This is a genomic window from Pseudomonas frederiksbergensis (genome assembly GCF_001874645.1).
GTDB lineage: Bacteria > Pseudomonadota > Gammaproteobacteria > Pseudomonadales > Pseudomonadaceae > Aquipseudomonas > Aquipseudomonas frederiksbergensis_B.
Window position 1 is genome coordinate 4,970,023 of record NZ_CP017886.1, and the last position, 19,296, is coordinate 4,989,318.

At 57.8% G+C, this 19,296-nt stretch carries 17 protein-coding genes, 1 rRNA gene and 1 pseudogene; 6 read left to right on the forward strand and 13 right to left on the reverse strand.

Going from position 1 to position 19,296, the window contains the following annotated elements; genetic code table 11:
- Positions 1–137 precede the first annotated feature (137 nt).
- Positions 138–253 (forward strand): 5S ribosomal RNA (gene rrf, locus BLL42_RS23830).
- A 77-nt stretch (positions 254–330) separates the two neighbouring features.
- Here rrf and BLL42_RS23835 read toward each other — a convergent pair.
- Positions 331–705, reverse strand: a complete 375-nt coding sequence (locus BLL42_RS23835) for a DUF2784 domain-containing protein (RefSeq protein ID WP_071554740.1) — start codon at positions 703–705, stop codon at positions 331–333.
- 216 nt (positions 706–921) lie between these two features.
- Here BLL42_RS23835 and BLL42_RS23840 point away from each other — a divergent pair, with 216 nt between their 5' ends.
- Positions 922–1,992, forward strand: coding sequence for a hypothetical protein (locus tag BLL42_RS23840; protein ID WP_071554742.1), 1,071 nt, complete (start codon positions 922–924; stop codon positions 1,990–1,992).
- A gap of 56 nt (positions 1,993–2,048) precedes the next feature.
- Here BLL42_RS23840 and BLL42_RS23845 read toward each other — a convergent pair whose 3' ends face one another.
- The 6 genes from BLL42_RS23845 to BLL42_RS23870 all read right to left on the reverse strand — a co-directional run bounded on the left by BLL42_RS23845 (position 2,049) and on the right by BLL42_RS23870 (position 6,683).
- Positions 2,049–2,612: a PqiC family protein gene (locus tag BLL42_RS23845; protein WP_071554744.1), complete on the reverse strand. Its 564-nt coding sequence runs from the start codon at positions 2,610–2,612 to the stop codon at positions 2,049–2,051.
- Positions 2,613–2,627: 15 nt separating this feature from the next.
- Positions 2,628–4,283, reverse strand: a complete 1,656-nt coding sequence (locus BLL42_RS23850; protein ID WP_071554746.1) for a PqiB family protein — start codon at positions 4,281–4,283, stop codon at positions 2,628–2,630.
- The gene (locus BLL42_RS23855) at positions 4,264–4,908 is read right to left on the reverse strand and encodes a paraquat-inducible protein A (RefSeq protein WP_071554748.1); all 645 of its coding nucleotides are present in this window, start codon (positions 4,906–4,908) and stop codon (positions 4,264–4,266) included. Before BLL42_RS23855 ends, BLL42_RS23850 begins: the two co-directional genes overlap by 20 nt.
- Positions 4,905–5,501: a paraquat-inducible protein A gene (locus BLL42_RS23860; protein WP_071554751.1), complete on the reverse strand. Its 597-nt coding sequence runs from the start codon at positions 5,499–5,501 to the stop codon at positions 4,905–4,907. The genes BLL42_RS23855 and BLL42_RS23860 overlap by 4 nt, the downstream gene beginning before the upstream one ends.
- Positions 5,502–5,704: 203 nt before the next feature.
- Positions 5,705–6,145 (reverse strand): CBS domain-containing protein, encoded by a 441-nt coding sequence (locus BLL42_RS23865; RefSeq protein WP_071554753.1) that lies wholly within the window; start codon positions 6,143–6,145, stop codon positions 5,705–5,707.
- Positions 6,146–6,353: 208 nt separating this feature from the next.
- On the reverse strand, positions 6,354–6,683 hold the full coding sequence (locus BLL42_RS23870; protein WP_071554755.1) for a hypothetical protein: 330 nt from the start codon (positions 6,681–6,683) through the stop codon (positions 6,354–6,356).
- Between the two features lie 603 nt (positions 6,684–7,286).
- Here BLL42_RS23870 and BLL42_RS23875 point away from each other — a divergent pair.
- Positions 7,287–9,650 (forward strand): DNA polymerase II, encoded by a 2,364-nt coding sequence (locus BLL42_RS23875; RefSeq protein ID WP_167368548.1) that lies wholly within the window; start codon positions 7,287–7,289, stop codon positions 9,648–9,650.
- 47 nt (positions 9,651–9,697) lie between these two features.
- Here the strand turns inward: BLL42_RS23875 and BLL42_RS23880 are convergent.
- Positions 9,698–9,883 (reverse strand): annotated as a pseudogene (locus BLL42_RS23880) (aldo/keto reductase); the annotation flags it as partial.
- 206 nt (positions 9,884–10,089) lie between these two features.
- Here BLL42_RS23880 and BLL42_RS23885 point away from each other — a divergent pair.
- On the forward strand, positions 10,090–10,305 hold the full coding sequence (locus BLL42_RS23885) for a TOBE domain-containing protein (RefSeq protein ID WP_054598130.1): 216 nt from the start codon (positions 10,090–10,092) through the stop codon (positions 10,303–10,305).
- 99 nt (positions 10,306–10,404) lie between these two features.
- Here the strand turns inward: BLL42_RS23885 and BLL42_RS23890 are convergent, their stop codons facing one another.
- On the reverse strand, positions 10,405–11,610 hold the full coding sequence (locus tag BLL42_RS23890) for a benzoate/H(+) symporter BenE family transporter (protein ID WP_071554759.1): 1,206 nt from the start codon (positions 11,608–11,610) through the stop codon (positions 10,405–10,407).
- Positions 11,611–11,960: 350 nt separating this feature from the next.
- On the opposite strand from BLL42_RS23890, the gene BLL42_RS23895 reads away from it, so the two are divergent.
- On the forward strand, positions 11,961–13,349 hold the full coding sequence (locus BLL42_RS23895; RefSeq protein ID WP_071554761.1) for an aminotransferase-like domain-containing protein: 1,389 nt from the start codon (positions 11,961–11,963) through the stop codon (positions 13,347–13,349).
- A gap of 290 nt (positions 13,350–13,639) precedes the next feature.
- Here the strand turns inward: BLL42_RS23895 and BLL42_RS23900 are convergent, their stop codons facing one another.
- The 4 genes from BLL42_RS23900 to BLL42_RS23915 all read right to left on the reverse strand — a co-directional run bounded on the left by BLL42_RS23900 (position 13,640) and on the right by BLL42_RS23915 (position 17,583).
- On the reverse strand, positions 13,640–14,533 hold the full coding sequence (locus tag BLL42_RS23900) for an ABC transporter permease subunit (protein ID WP_071554762.1): 894 nt from the start codon (positions 14,531–14,533) through the stop codon (positions 13,640–13,642).
- Positions 14,530–15,411 carry an ABC transporter permease subunit gene (locus tag BLL42_RS23905; RefSeq protein ID WP_167368577.1) on the reverse strand — a complete coding sequence of 294 codons (882 nt, stop codon included), beginning with the start codon at positions 15,409–15,411 and terminating at the stop codon, positions 14,530–14,532. The genes BLL42_RS23900 and BLL42_RS23905 overlap by 4 nt, the downstream gene beginning before the upstream one ends.
- 29 nt (positions 15,412–15,440) lie before the next feature.
- Positions 15,441–16,583, reverse strand: a complete 1,143-nt coding sequence (locus BLL42_RS23910; protein WP_071554766.1) for an ABC transporter ATP-binding protein — start codon at positions 16,581–16,583, stop codon at positions 15,441–15,443.
- 223 nt (positions 16,584–16,806) lie between these two features.
- On the reverse strand, positions 16,807–17,583 hold the full coding sequence (locus tag BLL42_RS23915; RefSeq protein WP_071554768.1) for a gamma-glutamyl-gamma-aminobutyrate hydrolase family protein: 777 nt from the start codon (positions 17,581–17,583) through the stop codon (positions 16,807–16,809).
- Positions 17,584–17,863: 280 nt separating this feature from the next.
- Here BLL42_RS23915 and BLL42_RS23925 point away from each other — a divergent pair, with 280 nt between their 5' ends.
- Positions 17,864–19,240 (forward strand): glutamine synthetase family protein, encoded by a 1,377-nt coding sequence (locus BLL42_RS23925; protein WP_071554772.1) that lies wholly within the window; start codon positions 17,864–17,866, stop codon positions 19,238–19,240.
- Positions 19,241–19,296 lie beyond the last annotated feature (56 nt).

A 19,296-nucleotide genomic window follows, 5' to 3' on the forward strand; every position in this document is an offset into this window, starting at 1 on the left:
TTTAGTGACTCGAAAGGGCGCCAGATTGCGGTGTGTGAAGACGAAGTAAACCGAAAGTTTGCGATTCACAAAGCACCGAGCTATCACATACCCATTTGCTGGAGCGTTGCGCGAGTGACGACCTGGCTACCGAATTTCTTGACGACCATAGAGCATTGGAACCACCTGATCCCATCCCGAACTCAGCAGTGAAACGATGCATCGCCGATGGTAGTGTGGGGTTTCCCCATGTGAGAGTAGGTCATCGTCAAGATTAAATTCCGAAACCCCTATCTGCGTATGCAGGTAGGGGTTTTGTTTTGCCTGCGAGAAAGTGCATAGACAACCTGACTAGAGTGCCCGCGCTAGCTTCCACTGTCTGGCCAGACGTATATAGACAGTCACGTTGATGAGAAACACCAGGCAGCCCAGTCCTAGCTGTATCGCCGGTGTCAGCCCGGCCGGGTATATCAACGGCAATACATAGTGCTCGATGAAACTGTCACCGTAACCGTCCTGTCCGGCAGATTGGCGCCAGAGGTTTTCCCAGCGAGTCAGCGGGCAGGTCAACTGGAAGACTTCGACGACCACGCCCCACACCGCGGCAGGAAGGTGCCACCAGATCAAGTGCCGCCATTTGAGCGTCAACAGGCCGCCGAAAAGCACGAACAGAATGAACAATAGATGAAACAGTACCAGCCCGTCGGCGGCTATTTGGTAAAACATGACGACTCCGTCCTCTGATTGTTTTTCATAGCAGCCCAATAGGCGGTTTTGTTGAAGTGAGACTGCTGGGCTTCACCAAAACCACACGTTCGCATCGTGATTTTTCTCCTGTCTTTCGCCACCTATACTCAAAATACCATGGTCGGAAATACTGCTCGTTCCGTTCGGACAGCGTAAAGGTCAGCGCTGCCGTGTCATTTCTAGGGGACTGCGATCTTGAATCTGCGTTTCCTGCTCGTTGTCTTGCTAGTCGTGTTGGCAGGTTGTGCCACAGTACATCGCGCCTCCGAGCCGACTGCGCCCGTTGTGATTTCGGAAGCTACCTGGCAGCAGATTGATCAAGACATAGACGCCGCGTCATTGGCCTCCAAAGAGATAGTCAAACGTTACACTCGCAGCGCTATGGAACGCTGGAGAGAGATGGTCTACCAGCGCACCGAAACAGACTTCATTCCGTGGTTTACCAGCTATTGGACTCAGCAATGGCTGTCTGCAAAGGTGGGTTGGTACAAGATGAACAGCGGGGGAGAGGTCGATCCTGTGGTAAACCGATTAACGGTGTATCTACAGGAGCAATACCATGAGCGCGTGTTGGACCCTGTCGCCAAGGTCATCGATCCCAACGTGATCATGGCCGACGCAATTACCCTCTATTTACAGACACTGGACGCGCATCTCGTGGAGATCCAGGAGCACTATCGTGCACCTCAAGATCAATTCGACCGTCGACTCAACGACATTCCAGCCATTGCACTTGCACCTCCACCTGCGCGCAACGCTTCGCTCTATCAGATTGCTCACGCCGAACCGGTTACCAATCTGCCGGCCTATCAGGCCTTGATCGAACGAGTCCGCAGCGCTAACAGCGGTGCGGGAGCCGGGTTATCGGACGCCGGCATATCGTCGGTGGCCAAGCGAGCCGGTGAAAAACTCGAGGGCCAGATCGCCACCCGTAGTGCCGCCGGCGCTGTTGCCGCGGCAGTTGGCCGAGTGGCGGGTGCAGTGATTTCCGTTGTGTCGGCGGGTATCGCTGCGCTCTCGAACGAGAGTGACCGACCGGAGACGGAAGTGCAGCTACGCAAAAACCTGGGTGACGCGTTCGATAAAGCGTGGCTTGGGTTGATGGAGAACGAGGCCAATGGGGTAATGGCAGGGGTCTACTACATTTCAGGACAGATAGAAGGCAGTCTCGCCAAAAACTTGCCGGTCGTGCCCGAACCTGCGCCGCTAGCGTCTCCTCCGCAAGGCGATCAGACTCCTCTACAAGGCGGTCAGACTCTTCAGTAAGAAAGAGGTGACTACGGCAGCGTTAGAGGCTCGCCACGGGCATGAACACCTGTCCGCTACTCAGCAGGAGGACACCCGTTGAAGGGCGCGCTGGCCATTTTGCTGATAAGGCTGGCCAGTCGTTTGACGTTTTTCTGATGAGCCGCCACCAGATCATCAATGGTTGGGCCCGCCGACGTTTGCAACGTTGTGCGGCAGGTCAGCGGTGCGCTGCTTGCATCGGATCCTGCAGTTTTCAGGCGCCATTTAACATCGATGAGCGCGTATTGACCGGGAATAGAATCAAAGCGCTGCACATCCACCCGCAGCGATACATTGCGCTGAGCCACCATGCCGGACAACTGATCGACCAAGGCACTTTTCAACTCATCGGACAGACTGGCCCCCCACCATTCGGTTTCCAGAATTGCCAGGCCACTGTTGCCTTGGCGAATGACGATTTGCGGTCGGTCGACCTGGGGGGGCACGCTAACCCGCTCAATCTGGATATCGGTACTGCCACGCGAGCCTGTGGCCGGCTGGGCCGGCGGGGTCAGGGTGTGGTAATGAATCGGATCACTGCGGCATGCCGCGAGCAACACCACCAGACTGAGCAACGAAACTTTCAGTGATAAAGACATCGGTTTGCTCCTGGCTCAGTGGCTCGAAGACGGTTGCAGATCTTGTGCCTGGGCACCTTTGGGGCGCCCGCGCACCAGGGATTCCGGATGGCGGGTCAGGTAGTCTGACAATTCACGCAGCGAGCGTGACGCGCGCCCGAGTTCGTCCAGGGTTGCACTGAGTTGTTCTCGTTGTGGTGAGTCTTCGGCAAGGGTCGAACTGGCCGATTGCAGGGTTTTGCTCATGTCCTGCAAGGTGTTCTGTACACCAGGCAGTGTCTTGCTGTTGAACTGTTTGAGGCTACTGCGTAGTTCCGTCAGATTGCTATCAAGGTTGTTGGCGATGTGCTCGATCGGCAGTTTGTTGATCTTGTCGACCATCGCCTGGAGCTGCTCTTGTAGCTGTTCGAGGCTGGCGGGAACGGTGGGTATCCTGACTGGCCGGGCGTTGGGATCGAAGACAACTTTTTCGGCTTTGGGGAAGAACTCCAGTGCAATATACAGCTGCCCGGTCAACAAGTTGCCACTGCGGGCCTGAGCGCGCAGGCCTTTTTCGACAAACGTGCCCATGAGCTGGACGCCGGCCTGTTCGTCGTCGGGGTTGTGGTTCAAGGCCTTGAGCATCTTGGTGTGGGCCTGACCCAGACGTTGCGGGTAGATCACGATGCCCACGTTGATCGGGAAGCTACGGGTCTTCTCGTCGAAGTCCAGATTGATCGCGACCACCTTACCGATATCCAGTCCCTGGAATTCCACGGGGGCATCCACCTTCAACCCGCGCAACTCCTGATCGAAACGCAGCGACAGGAATTGCGCCTTGCCGTTGGGTGGGGCGAGGGCAGTCTGCTGATTGTCGAATAGCTCGAAGTTCTTGTCCTCGGCCGCCGGTTGGTCGTTGGGGCTGTAGTCTGGAGCACGAAAGGTAATACCGCCCACCAGCATGGCTGACAGTGACTCGGTTTTGATCGCAAAGCCATTGGCACCGACATCGATGGCGATACCGCTGACGTTCCAGAAGCGAGTGTTTTCGGTGACATGGGCATCGTTCGGCGCCTTGACGAAGACCTGGATATCCACACCCTTGCCCTCAGAATCCAGGGTGTAGGCGACCACTTGGCCCACCGGGATCTTGCGGAAATAAACAGGAGAGCCAATATCCAGTGAGCCGAGATCCTGAGTGTGCAGCATGAAATGCCTGCCCGGTTCACCAAGGGTGAGGGGCGGCGGAGCCTCAAGACCGATGAAGGTTTTGGCGCGGGCATCGGCGCGACCGGCGTCGGCACCGACAAAGGCGCCCGAGAGCAAGGTGTCGATTCCAGACACGCCGCCGGCACCAATACGTGGCCGCACAACCCAGAACTTCGAATCTTCGCGGGTAAAGGATTCAGCCTGTTTGACCAGTTTTACCGTGGCATTGACGCTCTTCTGATCGTCGCTCAATTCGACGTCGGAGACATGGCCGATTACCACATTGCGGTACTTGACCTCGGTCTTGTTGGCCGTCAAACCTTCACCGGTCTTGAAGTTGAGGGTGATGGTCGGCCCTTGTTGCAGCATGTTGTGCACCACCAGGGAAATCCCGACCAGCACCGCCACGATCGGTACGATCCATACCAGCGAAACACTCCAGCGACGGGTCTTGATGTTGGCGTGGCCGGGCAGTGGCTGCCCCTCAGTGGCTTGCGACTTCATCCATGACCTCCTCGGATTTTCGGTTTTCCCAAATCAGGCGCGGGTCAAAACTCATCGCCGACAGCATGGTGAATACCACCACCAGGCCAAAAAACAGAATTCCTGACCGGGGCTCGATATCGCCCAGTGCCTGGAACTTTACGAGTGCCGCTACCAATGCGACGACAATCACGTCCAGCATCGACCAGTAGCCGATCAGCTCGACGAAACGGTAGAGTTTTGCACGCTCTTTACGAGCCCAGAGGCTGCCGCGTTGTACCGTGATCAGCAGCAGCGAGAGGGCAACGAACTTGATGCCCGGCACCGCGATGCTGGCGATGAAAATGATCAGCGCAATGTCCCAGGCACCATGTTCCCAGAACTCCAGCACGCCGCCGATGATGGTGCTGTCGGAGCCACTGCCGAACATGCTGGTGTTCATCACCGGCAGCAGATTGGCCGGGACATAAAACACCAGCGAGGCCAAGAGGTAGGCCCAGGTCCGGGTCAGCGAGTTGGCTTTGCGCGCATGCAAGGGAGCGCCACAGCGCTCGCACTCGTCGGGGTGGTCAGTCATGTCACAGGCTTTGCCGCAACTGTGGCACAGGCAAAGATTGAGATCGCGGGCCTCAGGTGCGGTGTTCATAAGATCTCCCACAGATCGCGTACATCTCGGCCGGCAATGCGGATCAGCAGCAGGCTCAGCACCGCGAGCGCAAACAGTCCGATACCTGGCAGCACATCGAGCAGGCCAGCAAGCTTGAACACCGCGACCATCGCCCCCAGCAGACAGACCTCTAGCATGCTCCAGGGCCTGAGGGTTTCCAGCCAGCGCATGCACAGCTTGAATGCCGGTGAGCGCCTGGCTGCAAGGGCGTAACTCAGGACCCAGATCAACAACAGCAGTTGAATGACCGGCGCGATGATCATGGCGATAGCTGCGACCATGGCCATGAACGTGATCGGCCCCTGACTGAGCGCCAGCACCGAATCCCATAAGGTGGCGCTGTTCTTCAAGCCTTGCAGGCTGATGCTCATCACCGGATAGAAGTTGGCGAAAATCCACAGTACAGCAGCCGTCAGGCTCAAGGCCAGGCGTTGCTCTACCGACAATCCGTTGTGACGCTGAAGCACCCCGCCACAGCGGGGGCACAGGGCGGTTTGATGTTTGGCGAGCGCAACTTTTTCATACACGCAATCGCAATGTTCGCAGATGATCAAATGATCAGTCCTGGTCATGGTTCGCGCTCAAGTGAAGTCGGAAGCTGCAGGCAGTTAAATGAATATAGAAGTCTCTTGTGATAGAGCAAATCTAAAGTGCGGGGCTTGAGACAAGGCGGGGCGGCGAGCGGTAGTAGCTTGGGGACTTCACAACCAACAACTGCGAGTTCTTGAGGGCCGAGAGCGCGCAGTCAGTGGTTCGGGTTGATGGGCGGGAGAAGCTATTCGCCGCGAATGTACTGCTCCAACTGCTGGATCAGCTCGGCCTGCTCGGCAATGGCTTCCTTGACGAGGTCGCCGATGGACAGCAAGCCCAACAGTTGACCATTTTCCACCACCGGTAAATGACGCAGGTGCTTGTCAGTCATGATGTTCATGCAGGTTTGCACGGATTGATGGGAGTCCACCGTGATCACCGGCGAGTTCATGATGTCGCTGACGGGCGTACCGACTGAAGAACGACCCTTGAGCACCAGTTTGCGCGCATAGTCGCGTTCACTGATCACGCCAACTATTCGACCGTCTTCGAGCACCGGCAATGCACCGACGTTTTTTGCGGCCATGACCATCAGGGCTTCGAGCACCATCTGATGCGAGTTGATGGTATGAACCTGCTGGTTCTGTTCGGCCTTTAACTTGAGCAGTTGCGCGACGGTCTTCATGAGGGCCTCTCCGGTGTTGTATTTATCAGGCGTCGCCAAGCGTGTTGACGCTTATACAGAATCATAGACGCGGGCCAACAGAGCAAGAGGGCAAAACGGCATTCAGGGGTTCTAAAAGCGTCATCGAAGGGTATTTGCGCTACCCGCTGTGCTGTTTTTGGCAGTCGCTGATAACCCGGGCGGGTTATCAGCGTCCTGGCATGCTCGCTTAGCAGTAGCGGTCGATCACGTACACGTCGGACTGATTCTGTGCGCTCTTCCACGCCTGATTCAGCGTCTCAAGAACACGCCCGACAAAGTCTTTGTCGGCGGCGGCTTTCTTGCCAACATAACCCTGGCCGCGACGGAACATCTTCAATCGGGCACGCAAGTCACATTTGTTCTTTTCGAACTCATCTTCATGGGCGTGGGGCGACAGGCAGTCGATATGCACCTGGCCCGACTCGGCAATCCACAGGATATGGCTGTCATGGCTGTCTTTGTGTGCTGCAAACATCCGAGCCAGTTCATCAATAGTCGGTTGATTGTTCAGATTCATGTGTAAGCCCCTTGACCAGTGTTTGATCTGTCTAGTTGGTTCGTTAATTCACTTCTCTACGTCGGTAAGTTGATATCTGGTACCGAAACCAGGGCGACAGTGGGTGTCTGCCGAATATCGGCAGGGCCTTGAGCAGGATGCATGTAGTCTTGCCGAGAAACTGCTACGCACGTGCGGCACAGCGGGGAGAAACAGCGATTACCTGGATGTTGTTACCGACATTATTCAGCTCGGCCACAAGCATCTTGAGGATTGATCGCCAGCGTTTCTCGTCCTTGTACTGGACGCTCATGCCGGGTCAGCTTCATCAATCTGCCTTGTGGGCAGTACACATCCGGGAGCAGCTCGGCGGTCAGTCGAGCTTTTTCACAACACTTTTGCCAATGCTCCCGATCGGGGAGACGTCCGCATCATGCAAGGGGAAAAACAACTCGTCAACGGTTTTGTAGTGAATATTTTAAATCACTACATAAAACTCTTTAGCGCCCGCAGGGTCGGCCTAGAGCCTTGTCCTACAATCACTTGCGGGACAAACGCGAAGGCAGCCTTGAGCATCGATGACGCGTAGAATCACCCTGTGAAATAGTCTTCGAGGTTGCAGTGGTGGATTTACAGCAGGGCTTCGTCTTGACCCGGCATTGGCGCGATACCCCGGCCGGCACGCAAGTCGAGTTCTGGTTGGCGACCGATCAAGGCCCAAGACTTGTCCGGCTGCCGGTTCAGTCGTCGGTGGCGTTCATTCCCGAGCAGCAGCGCGAGCAGACCGAGTTGCTGTTGCGCGGCGAACAGGGTGTCGAGCTTCGCCCGCTGGGGTTGCAGGATTTTCAGCATCGGCCCGTGTTCGGGCTGTATTGCCAACAGCACCGCCAGTTGATGCACCTCGACACGCTGTTGCGCAGGGCCGGTGTCGATGTTTTCGAAGCAGACATACGTCCACCGGAACGCTACCTGATGGAGCGTTTCATCACTGCGCCCGTATCGTTCACTGGAACGGCAGACGACACCGGCCTATTGTTCGACGCTCATCTCAAACCTGCACCGGACTATCGCCCACCTCTGAAACTGGTTTCACTGGATATCGAAACCACCGAACAGGGCGAGTTGTATTCGATTGCACTGGAGGGTTGTGGCCAGCGCCAGGTCTACATGCTCGGGGCACCCAATGGCGATGACTCGCGGGTGGATTTTGCGCTTGAGTACTGCGACTCCCGAACCCTGTTGCTGAAAAAACTCAATGCGTGGTTCGCGCTCTATGATCCCGACGCAATCATCGGCTGGAACCTGGTGCAATTCGACCTGCGCGTGCTGCACGAGCATGCCCGGCGCCTGGCGGTGCCGTTGCGCCTGGGGCGCGGTGGCGAGGAGATGCAATGGCGCGAACACGGCTCGGGCAACAATCACTTCTTTGCCGCCGCCGCCGGCCGGCTGATCATCGATGGCATCGAATCACTGCGTTCGGCGACCTGGAGCTTTCCATCGTTCAGCCTGGAAAACGTCGCGCAGACGCTGCTGGGCGAAGGCAAGTCGATCGACAATCCGTATCAGCGCATGGACGAAATCAACCGCATGTTCGCCGAGGACAAGCCCGCGCTGGCGCGCTACAACCTCAAGGACTGCGAACTGGTAACACGGATTTTCCACAAGACCGAACTGCTGACCTTCTTGCTCGAGCGCGCCAGCGTTACCGGTTTGCCGGCCGATCGCAGCGGCGGTTCGGTAGCAGCCTTCACTCACCTCTACATGCCGTTGATGCACCGTCAGGGCTTTGTTGCGCCGAACCTTGGCGAGCGCCCACCGCAGGCCAGCCCCGGTGGTTTTGTCATGGACTCGCAACCAGGGCTGTACGAATCGGTGCTGGTGCTCGACTACAAGAGTCTGTACCCGTCGATCATCCGTACCTTTTTGATCGACCCGGTGGGGCTGGTGGAGGGCTTGCGCCACCCCGACGACAGCGAGTCGGTGCCGGGTTTTCGTGGCGCACGGTTCTCGCGGACGCGGCACTGCCTGCCAGCGATTGTCGCTCGTGTATCTGAAGGCCGGGAAGTTGCCAAGCGCGAGCACAATGCGCCGCTTTCCCAGGCCTTGAAAATAATCATGAATGCGTTCTATGGCGTGCTCGGGTCCAGTGGCTGCCGGTTTTTCGATACCCGTCTGGCGTCATCGATCACCTTGCGCGGGCACGAGATCATGCTCAGGACTCGCCAACTGATCGAGGCGCAAGGGCACGCAGTGATTTATGGTGACACCGACTCGACCTTCGTCTGGCTGCGGCGTGCTCATGGTCAGGAAGAAGCGGCGCAGATCGGTCGGGCGCTGGTGGCGCACGTCAACCAATGGTGGTGCGACCATCTTCTGAAGGCGTTCGGGTTGCACAGCGTGCTCGAACTGCAATTCGAAACGCACTTTCGACGGTTTCTGATGCCGACCATTCGCGGCGCAGAGGAGGGTAGCAAGAAGCGCTATGCCGGGCTGGTGACACGCGCCGACGGTACTGAGGAAATGGTCTACAAAGGCCTGGAAACCGTACGCACCGACTGGTCGCCGCTGGCCCGGCAATTTCAACAGGAACTCTACCTGCGGATCTTTCACCGTCGGCCTTATCAGGATTATGTCCGCGAGTGTGTACGTGCGACGCTGGCCGGTGAGCACGATGACTTGCTGATTTACCGCAAGCGCTTGCGCTGGCCATTGGACGACTATCAACGCAACGTACCGCCGCATGTGCGGGCCGCACGCCTTGCCGACGAATACAATGATCGACAGGGCCGGCCACGCCAGTATCAGCGCGGCGGCTGGATCAGTTACGTGATCACGGTAGTGGGTCCCGAACCGCTGGAAACCCGCAGTGCGCCGATTGACTACGACCATTACGTCAGTCGCCAGTTGCAACCGGTGGCCGACGCGATTTTGCCGTTTGTCGACGATGACTTCAGCACGCTGATTGGCGGGCAGCTGGGGTTGTTCTAAGCCTCAGACCATCGCCAGTTGATGCTTGCGGGTGGGGGCGCGAAACCGCCAACTACTTCCTCTGCCCCGCCCTGGGCATACATTTCTGCGGTGTCAATCAGCGTCATTCCCAGCTCGATGCCAGTGCGCAATGCGGCGATTTCACGGGTTCGTTGTTGTGGGTCTTCCCCCATGCGCCAGATTCCCTGACCAATGACAGGGACAGGCACGCTGGCCAGTTCGAGCGTTCGCATGACAACCTCCAGACGGGATTTGAGGAATAGAAATTGGGCCGCAGCGAAGCCAAGAGGTTCTATCGCACATTCGACGCAATCCATTACTTATATTTAAAAGGAATAAATATCTAGTTATTTATTCCTTTGATTGGTATTCGATCAGGTGCATTTTAGGGGCTCGCACAGCAGTGCTCACGTAACCCATTTCGACAGGAAGCGTAGTCATGACCATCAAAGCAATCAACGTCCGCAATCAGTTCAAAGGCATCGTCAAGGAAATCCTGGAAGGGCCGGTGGTCTCTGAAGTCGATGTGCAAACCGCCTCTGGAATTGTTACCTCGGTGATTACCACGCGTTCGATTCGCGATCTCGAGTTGGTGGTGGGTAGCGAGGTCATCGCGTTCGTCAAATCCACCGAGGTGTCGATCGCCAAGCTCTGAGGCGGGTGTGACGGCTCCGGGGCTGGTGTCACGATCTTTCACTGAACACTCAAACGCCCCGCGTCTGTTCTCTGACCTCACTTTAGTGAAATCGAGCGATCATTGCCGGCTGCCCTCGGCGAGGGCGGCGGCTTTGCTTTCCCGGGTGTAAGTCAGCACGAAGTGCGCCACGAGGCCGAAGATCAAACCCCAGAACGCGGCGGCCAAACCGAGGAAGCTCATGCCCGAGGCGGTGACCAGAAAGGTAATAAGCGCCGCTTCACGTTGTTTCTCGTCCGCCATGGCGCCGGTCATCCCGGCGCTGATTGCACCGAACAAGGCCAGGCCGGCGAGGGAGGCAATCAACTCTTTAGGCAGGGCGGAAAACACCGAGGCCAGGGTCGCGCCAAAGGTGCCCATCAGAATGTAGAACACCCCGCAGGCAATCCCGGCGATGTAGCGTTTGTCACGGTCTTCGTGGGCTTCGCGGCCGGTGCAGATCGCCGCCGTAATCGCTGCCAGGTTAAAACCGTGGGAGCCGAACGGGGCCATCAGAATCGAGCCAATCGCGGTGATCGAAATAATCGAGCGCGCCGGGGTGTTGTAGCCCGAGGTGCGCAACACCGCCATGCCGGGGACGTACTGGCCGGTCAGGGTCACCAGGGCCAGTGGCAGGCCAATGTTGATGATTGCGTGCCAGCTCCATTCGGGGGCGATGAAGACCGGGTGGGCCACTGCGATGGTAATCGAGCTGCTGTTGAGTTCACCGAACCAGGCGGCCACGGCGCAACCAATAATCAGCACCGAGAGAATGGCGTAGCGCGGCGAAAAGCGTTTGAAGATCAGGTAGGCCGCGATCATCGACAGCACCAGCACCGGTTGCAGGTTGATCGAGGTGAACAGCTCAGCGCCGAAGCGAAACAGAATGCCCGCGAGCATGGCAGCAGCGATGGCTTTGGGCAGGCGACTCATCAGTTTGTCGAATGCCCCGGACAAGCCGACCACGGCGATGATCGCCGACGCTACCGCATAGGCGCCGATAGCCTGGGGCAGGGTAACGGTGGGCAACATCGACACCAGCAATGCCGCGCCCGGCGTCGACCACGCCGTGATCACCGGAATCCGCAGGCGCCAACTCAGGAACAGGCCGGTAATGCCGCTGCCGATGGAAATGGCCCAGATCCACGAAGACACCACGTCGTTGGGCAGATGGGCTTCCTTGGCTGCCTGAAACACGATGATCAAAGGGCCGGCATAGGAAATGATCACGGCGATGAAGCCCGCAATGACCGCTGACAGGGATAGATCCTTTCTGAGTGTGTCCATGATGCCTCGACTTGGCGCGGCAGAGTCGCGCAGTGACCAGGGGGGGTATTGAGTTGATTGATTCGATTTGTGATGAGTGTATTTGAATGAATTAAGTTGATTCAATAGGTGGCGATGTTGTGACGAGATGTTTTTTTGCTATCGGTGTCTGTTTTTCGGCTAATTAGTATTTAGGTAATTGATTTATAAGCTTATTAATTCTTTGGATAATATTTTGACGATACGAAGGCTATCGACTTAATCTCCGTATCAATCGACTCAATTTATAGATTGAGTCGATATAACAGTCGCCTAACCTCCATGTGATATGCTCGGATATTCATCATTTCTACGATGGGCAGTGATCATTCATGTGGGTTCCCCAGCTAAGCGAGTTCAGCCAGCCGATGTATTTGTCGATTGCCGATGCGTTGGCGCGCGATATCAGCAGCGGCGTGTTGAACGAAGGTGATCGCCTGCCGACCTTGCGGGAACTGGCCACCACCCTGAATGTCACGCCGGGCACCATCAGCCGGGCCTACAGCGAAGCCCATCGACGTCGTCTGGTGCAGGGGGAAGTGGGGCGGGGCACTTATGTGCTCAATCAGAAGCAGCTGGAACTGCCAGCCAGCAGCAGCGCTGTGCCGCTGAACCTGGGGCAACCCGAATTACTCGATCTGTCGATCATCAAGCCCTACAGCGAAACCCTGGAATACTGGTTGCGCGACGCGTTGGTGGGCATGGCCAAGAGCACCGATTTCGCCCGTACCCTGGATTACGCGCCGGACGGCGGTCACCCGGCTCATCGCGAGGCGGGTGCGCAGTGGTTGCGTCATTCGTTGCCCGATGCGCAATGGCAGCAAGTGGTGATCACCGCCGGCGCCCAGCATGGCTTGATGGTCGCGATGAGCGCACTGACCAATGCCGGTGACCTGGTGCTCTGCGAAGAGCTTTGCTACCCCGGCATCATTTCCCTGGCCCATGGTCTTGAGCGCCGCCTGCGTGGCGTGCCGATGGACGATGAAGGGATCATTCCCGAGGCACTGCGCGAACTGTGCCTGCGGGAGAAACCGAAGATGCTGGTTTGCGTCGCGACCTGTCAGAACCCGACGGCGGCGATCATGTCGCAAAAACGCCGAGCACAAATCGCGGCGCTGGCCGAAGAGTTCGACTTCATCATCCTGGATGATGACATCTACGGCTTTCTCGCCACCGACCCGTCGATCAAGCCGTTGTCGGCGTTTGCACCGGATCGTTCGGTGTACCTGACCAGCCTGTCGAAATCGGTCATGCCGGCGCTACGCGTCGGCTATCTCTATAGCCCGCCCAAATTACTGTCGCGCCTGACCTCAATGGTGCGCAGCAGCGTCTGGATGCCGTCGCCGCTGACCGCGCAATTGGCCAGCAATGTGATCATCGAAGGCCTCGACAAAAAACTGATCCGCATCCAGCGCAACGAAGCCGCCGGGCGGCAAGCGATTGCCCGGGAAATCTTTGCCAATTTCGAGCTCAAGGCCCAGCCGTATTCCTACCACGTCTGGTTGACGCTGCCCGAGCCGTGGACCAGCGACGAGTTCACCATGCTGGCTCGGGCCAATGGTGTGCTGGTGCTCAGTGGCACCCAGTTCCAGGCCGAACGCTCCGGGATTACCCGTTGTGTGCGGCTGGTGCTGATGTCGCCCACCAGCCAGGACGAATTGCGCTTCGCCCTGACCAAACTGGCCAGCCTGATCGATTCCGACCCGCGACGTTACTACTGAGTCGCCGCGGCTGCGACCTTTCTCGCTCCCAACCGTTAACTCATTCAGCCATAAGTCTGGACAGCGTTGTTCCGTGCGCCGGGCAAATCAAGGGTATGGTCGGAAAAGCAAAAAGGGCGCCCGAGGGCGCCCAAAATCACCTTGACCGAGGAGCCAGGTGAGACCGTTCGTGTAACAGCAGCGGTGGTAAGGCGCTGCATGAACGGAATTGCGTGACGCGCCCAGGGGGGGGCGTTGTTGTCTATTTTCGAGTTCTCACCGGGGGGCAGTCGCGGTGAAGCGCGACGGCGTTAAGCCGTCGCACCGATCTGTACAGGTCGTTGTGAAGCAGGTTGTTTCCAGGATTCGCTCGCGGTCTGATCCATGGCTTCCTGGATCGCGCGTTTGCGATTGGCTTCGGCTTTGCGGCTGAAGTACCAGACCATGAAGGTCACGAGCGACACCGCCAACAGAATCAGGCTCGCCACCGCGTTGATCTCGGGCTTCACGCCCAGACGCACGGCCGAGAACACTTCCATCGGCAACGTCGTGGAGCCCGGTCCGGAGACGAAGCTCGCCAGCACCAGATCGTCCAGCGACAGGGCGAACGACATCATGCCGCCCGCAGCCAGCGAGGGCGCGATCATCGGGATGGTGATCAGGAAGAACACCTTCAATGGTCGTGCACCGAGGTCCATGGCCGCCTCTTCGATGGACAGGTCCAACTCACGCAAGCGCGCCGATACGACGACTGCCACATAGGCGGCGCAGAACGTGGTGTGGGCGATCCAGATGGTGACGATGCCCCGTTCCTGCGGCCAGCCGATCATCTGCGCCATGGCCACGAACAGCAGCAACAACGACAGGCCCGTGATCACTTCCGGCATCACCAACGGCGCGGTAACCAGGCCACCGAACAGTGTGCGGCCCTTGAAGCGGGTCACGCGGGTCAGCACGAAGGCGGCCAAGGTGCCCAGTGCTACCGCCGCAATCGCGGTGTAGCAGGCGATTTCCAGCGAGCGCACCACCGAGCCCATCAGTTGGCTGTTGTCCAGCAGGCCAACGTACCATTTCACCGACCAACCGCCCCAGACCGTCACCAGTTTCGAGGCGTTGAACGAGTAGATCACCAGGATCAGCATCGGCAGGTAGATGAACAGCAGGCCGAGCACCAGCATCATTCTTGAAAATCCGAAACGGTTCATGCCCGTCCCTCCATCTCTTTGGCTTGGCTGCGGTTGAACAGGATGATCGGCACAATCAGGATCGCCAGCATCACCACTGCCAAAGCGGACGCCACCGGCCAGTCGCGGTTGTTGAAGAATTCCTGCCACAGCACGCGACCGATCATCAGGGTTTCCGGGCCACCCAGCAGTTCCGGAATCACGAACTCACCGACCACCGGAATGAACACCAACATGCAGCCAGCGATGATGCCGTTCCTGGCCAGCGGTACGGTGATTTTCCAGAAATTGTTGAAGTTGCTTGAGCCCAGGTCCGATGCGGCCTCCAGCAGACTCCCGTCATGCTTGACCAGGTTGGCGTACAGCGGCAGCACCATGAACGGCAGGTAGGCATACACCACGCCGATGTAGACCGCGGTATTGGTGTTGAGTATTTCGATTGGCTGCGAAATCAGCCCGGTCCACAGCAGGAACGCATTGAGCAAACCGTTGTTGCTGAGGATGCCCATCCACGCGTAAACCCGGATCAGGATCGCCGTCCAGGTCGGCATCATGATCAGCAGCAGCAAGACGTTCTGCGCTTCCTTGCTGGCCTTGGAAATCGCGTAGGCCATCGGGAAACCGATCACCAGGCACATAGCCGTGCTGAGGAAGGCCATTTTCAAGGAGCCCAGATAAGCCGAGATGTACAGCTCATCGTCGCCCAACATGGCGTAGTTGCCGAGGTTCAACATCAGCTGAAATTTCTGCTCAGCGAAGCTGTAGATCTCGGAGTAGGGTGGGATAGCCAGGGCTGCTTCGGAAAAGCTGATCTTCATCACCAGGAAAAACGGCAGCATGAAGAACAGGCACAGCCACAGGAATGGAATACCGATCACGACTTTACGGCCGCTCGGCAAAAACCGCTGAAACTGCTGAGTGAGAGTGTTCATGCGCGCAGTACCACGCCGCTATCGTCTTCCCACCAGACGTAGACCTGATCGTCCCACGTCGGGCGTGTGCCACGGCGTTCGGCGTTGGCCATGAACGACTGCACGATCTTGCCGCCAGGCAGCTCCACGTAAAACACCGAGTGCCCGCCGAGGTAAGCGATGTCGTGAACCTTGCCTTGGGACCAGTTGTAACGGGTCTCGGGTTTGACGGTGCTGACCAGCAGTTTTTCCGGGCGAATGGCGTAGGTGATCGACTTGTCCTGCACCGACGTACTCACGCCGTGACCGACGTAGATCTTCTGCTCCAGATCCGGGCTGTGAATGATCGCGTGACCTTCCAGGTCTTCTACAACGGTGCCGTCGAAGGCGTTCACGTTGCCGATGAATTCGCAGACCATGCGGCTGACCGGCGCTTCATAGATGTCGACCGGGCTACCGATCTGCGCGATCCAGCCCAGGTGCATGATCGCGATGCGTTGGGCCATGGTCATGGCCTCTTCCTGGTCGTGGGTCACCATCACGCAGGTCACGCCGACGCGCTCGATGATTTCCACCAGTTCGAGTTGCATCTGCGAGCGCAGCTTTTTATCCAGGGCGCCCATCGGCTCATCGAGCAGCAGCAGTTTCGGACGCTTGGCCAGCGAGCGGGCCAGTGCAACACGCTGACGCTGACCGCCAGACAGTTGGTGCGGCTTGCGCTTGGCGTACTGGGTCATGTGCACCAGCTTGAGCATTTCCTCGACGCGGGCGTCGATTTCACTGGCGGGCAGACGGTCCTGCTTGAGGCCGAAGGCAATGTTCTGCGCCACGGTCATGTGCGGGAACAGCGCGTAGGACTGGAACATCATGTTGATCGGCCGCTCGTACGGCGGCATATCGGTGATGTCTACGCCATCAAGGTAGATGCGCCCTTCGGTCGGCCGTTCAAAGCCTGCCAGCATGCGCAGGAGTGTCGATTTGCCGGAACCCGAACCGCCCAGCATGGCGAAGATTTCGCCTTGGTGGATGTCCAGGGACACATCGTCTACGGCAACGGTTTCGTCAAATTTCTTGGTTACGCGGTCGACTCTCACCAGAACCTTCTTGGGTTGCTGGTTACCTTCTAGAGCCTTCCTGTAAATGCTGGAGGCGTTTGCCATGTGAAACTCCCAACAGGTGTCAGTCGTCGGGCCAATGCGGCCTGACTTAATAGTTGATTGCGAACCCGCACTGAGCAGGCCGATTCGGCGCCGCCGTCCTGGCTGCCGGGTGGTGCTTTTTGTTCTAGCGTTTTGCTGTATTCGTGAATGGCTGGCGCGCAAGGGCGCACCCGCCGGGCTCACGGGGGCAGTTAAATCGTTGAGTGCTGTTTGAGGTCGTCAGTCAGCGTGTATTACGCAGCGCCGCTCGTTGCCGGCACGCGTCGCCAAACGCCTGGAAAATACTCAAATAGGGAGGGTTGGCCAGGACCTGCCATTCCGGGTGCCATTGCACGCCGACGGCGAAGGCCTTGCTGTGCTCGACCGTCTCTCTATCAACAGAGAAGGCCTCGATCAGGCCATCGGGAGCGATGGCTTCGGCGCGCAGGCCGGGGGCAAGTCGGTCGATGCCTTGACTGTGAATCGAATTGACCTGGAACACCTGCGGCAACTCCAGCGCTTCGAACACACCGCCCGGCTGCACGTTGACCGCATGAGCCGGTGCGTACTGCACTGCCAAATCCGGATGATCCGCTTCCCGGTGATCAAGCATGCCGGGCAGTTCGTGGACCTTCTGATGAAGGCTGCCACCGAGCGCCACGTTCATTTCCTGAAAGCCGCGACAGATACCGAGTACCGGAACGCCGGCGGCAATCGCTGCACGCAATAAGGGAAGGGTGGTGCTGTCCCTGGCAGGATCGTGATCCGTGCCGGGTGCGCTGGCGGGGCCTTGATAGTGGAAGGGTTCCACATTCGAAGGCGAGCCGGTCAGCAGCAAACCGTCGAGATGCGCGAGCACCTCATCAATCTCGGTCAGATCGCCTAAAGAAGGAATGACCACTGGCAGCCCCAGCGCCGCGACGCTGACAGCACGCAAGTACTTGTCGCCGCTGACGTGGTAGGGGTGCAGGCCAATCTGTTTGACGCACGCAGTAACGCCGATCAATGGCTTGAGTGCCATTTTTATCACCTCGAAGTTTCACACTTGAACGAGCTTTTCCAGAGCTTAGCCTCGTTGATTTTAATTAACAACTCCAATGTAAAAAATTCTAAACGCCGTACGTCCGATGTTCAGGATTTTTGCTCGCTCAAAGACTGTTCTGGCACTCATGTGCCCTAAAAAGGCCAGAAAAATAACGCTGAAAGGTCGAGTGTTCGCTATTGACTTCACTTTGCCTTTCGGATTGACTGGGCTCGTGAAAGTGCGGTGAACATAATAATTAACAGCTAATAGGTGCATCATGTCGGTCCCTCTGCGTGCCGTTCAACTCAACGAAGCAAACGCATTCCTTAAGAAATATCCTGAGGTTTTGTACGTCGACCTTCTGATTGCGGATATGAACGGTGTGGTGCGCGGCAAGCGCATCGAGCGCACCAGTCTTCATAAGGTTTACGAAAAAGGCATTAACCTGCCGGCGTCACTGTTCGCTCTGGACATCAACGGTTCCACGGTGGAAAGCACCGGCCTGGGTCTGGACATCGGCGACTCTGACCGAATCTGCTACCCAATCCCCGATACCCTCTGCATCGAGCCCTGGCAGAAGCGCCCGACCGCGCAACTGTTAATGACCATGCACGAACTCGAAGGTGAACCTTTCTTCGCCGACCCACGCGAAGTGCTGCGTCAAGTCGTGAGCAAGTTTGATGCAATGGGCCTGACCATCTGCGCCGCGTTCGAACTGGAGTTCTACCTGATCGACCAGGACAACGTGAACGGTCGTCCGCAGTCGCCACGCTCGCCGGTGTCCGGCAAGCGCCCGATGTCGACTCAGGTGTACCTGATCGACGACCTCGACGAATACGTCGACTGCCTGCAAGACATCCTCGAAGGCGCGAAAGAACAGGGCATTCCTGCCGACGCGATCGTCAAGGAAAGCGCCCCGGCGCAGTTCGAAGTGAACCTGCACCACGTCTCCGACCCGATCAAGGCCTGCGACTACGCGGTACTGCTCAAGCGTCTGGTGAAAAACATCGCCTACGACCACGAGATGGACACCACGTTTATGGCCAAGCCGTATCCGGGCCAGGCGGGCAACGGTCTGCACGTACACATTTCGATCCTTGATAAAGAAGGCAACAACATCTTTGCCAGCGAGGATCCCGAGCAGAACGCCGCACTGCGCCACGCGATCGGCGGTGTGCTCGAGACCCTGCCGGCGCAGATGGCGTTCCTCTGCCCGAACGTCAACTCCTACCGCCGTTTCGGCGCACAGTTCTACGTGCCGAATTCGCCGAGCTGGGGCATCGACAACCGCACTGTTGCGGTCCGCGTGCCGACCGGTTCTGCAGACGCGGTGCGGATCGAGCACCGGGTGGCTGGCGCTGACGCCAACCCGTACTTGCTGATGGCGTCGGTTCTGGCCGGCATTCACCACGGCCTGACCAACGAGATCGAGCCAGGTCCACCGGTCGAAGGCAACAGCTACGAGCAGAACGAGCAGAGCCTGCCGAACAACCTGCGTGATGCACTGCGTGAGCTGGACGACAGCGAAGTCATGGCCCGGTACATCGACCCGCTGTACATCGACGTGTTCGTGGCGTGCAAGGAAAGCGAGCTGGCCGAGTTCGAGAACTCCATCTCTGACCTTGAGTACAACTGGTACTTGCACACGGTCTGATGGCCTAAAACCCGTCAATTGGGGATGCGGAACCTGTGTGGGTATCGACACATCTT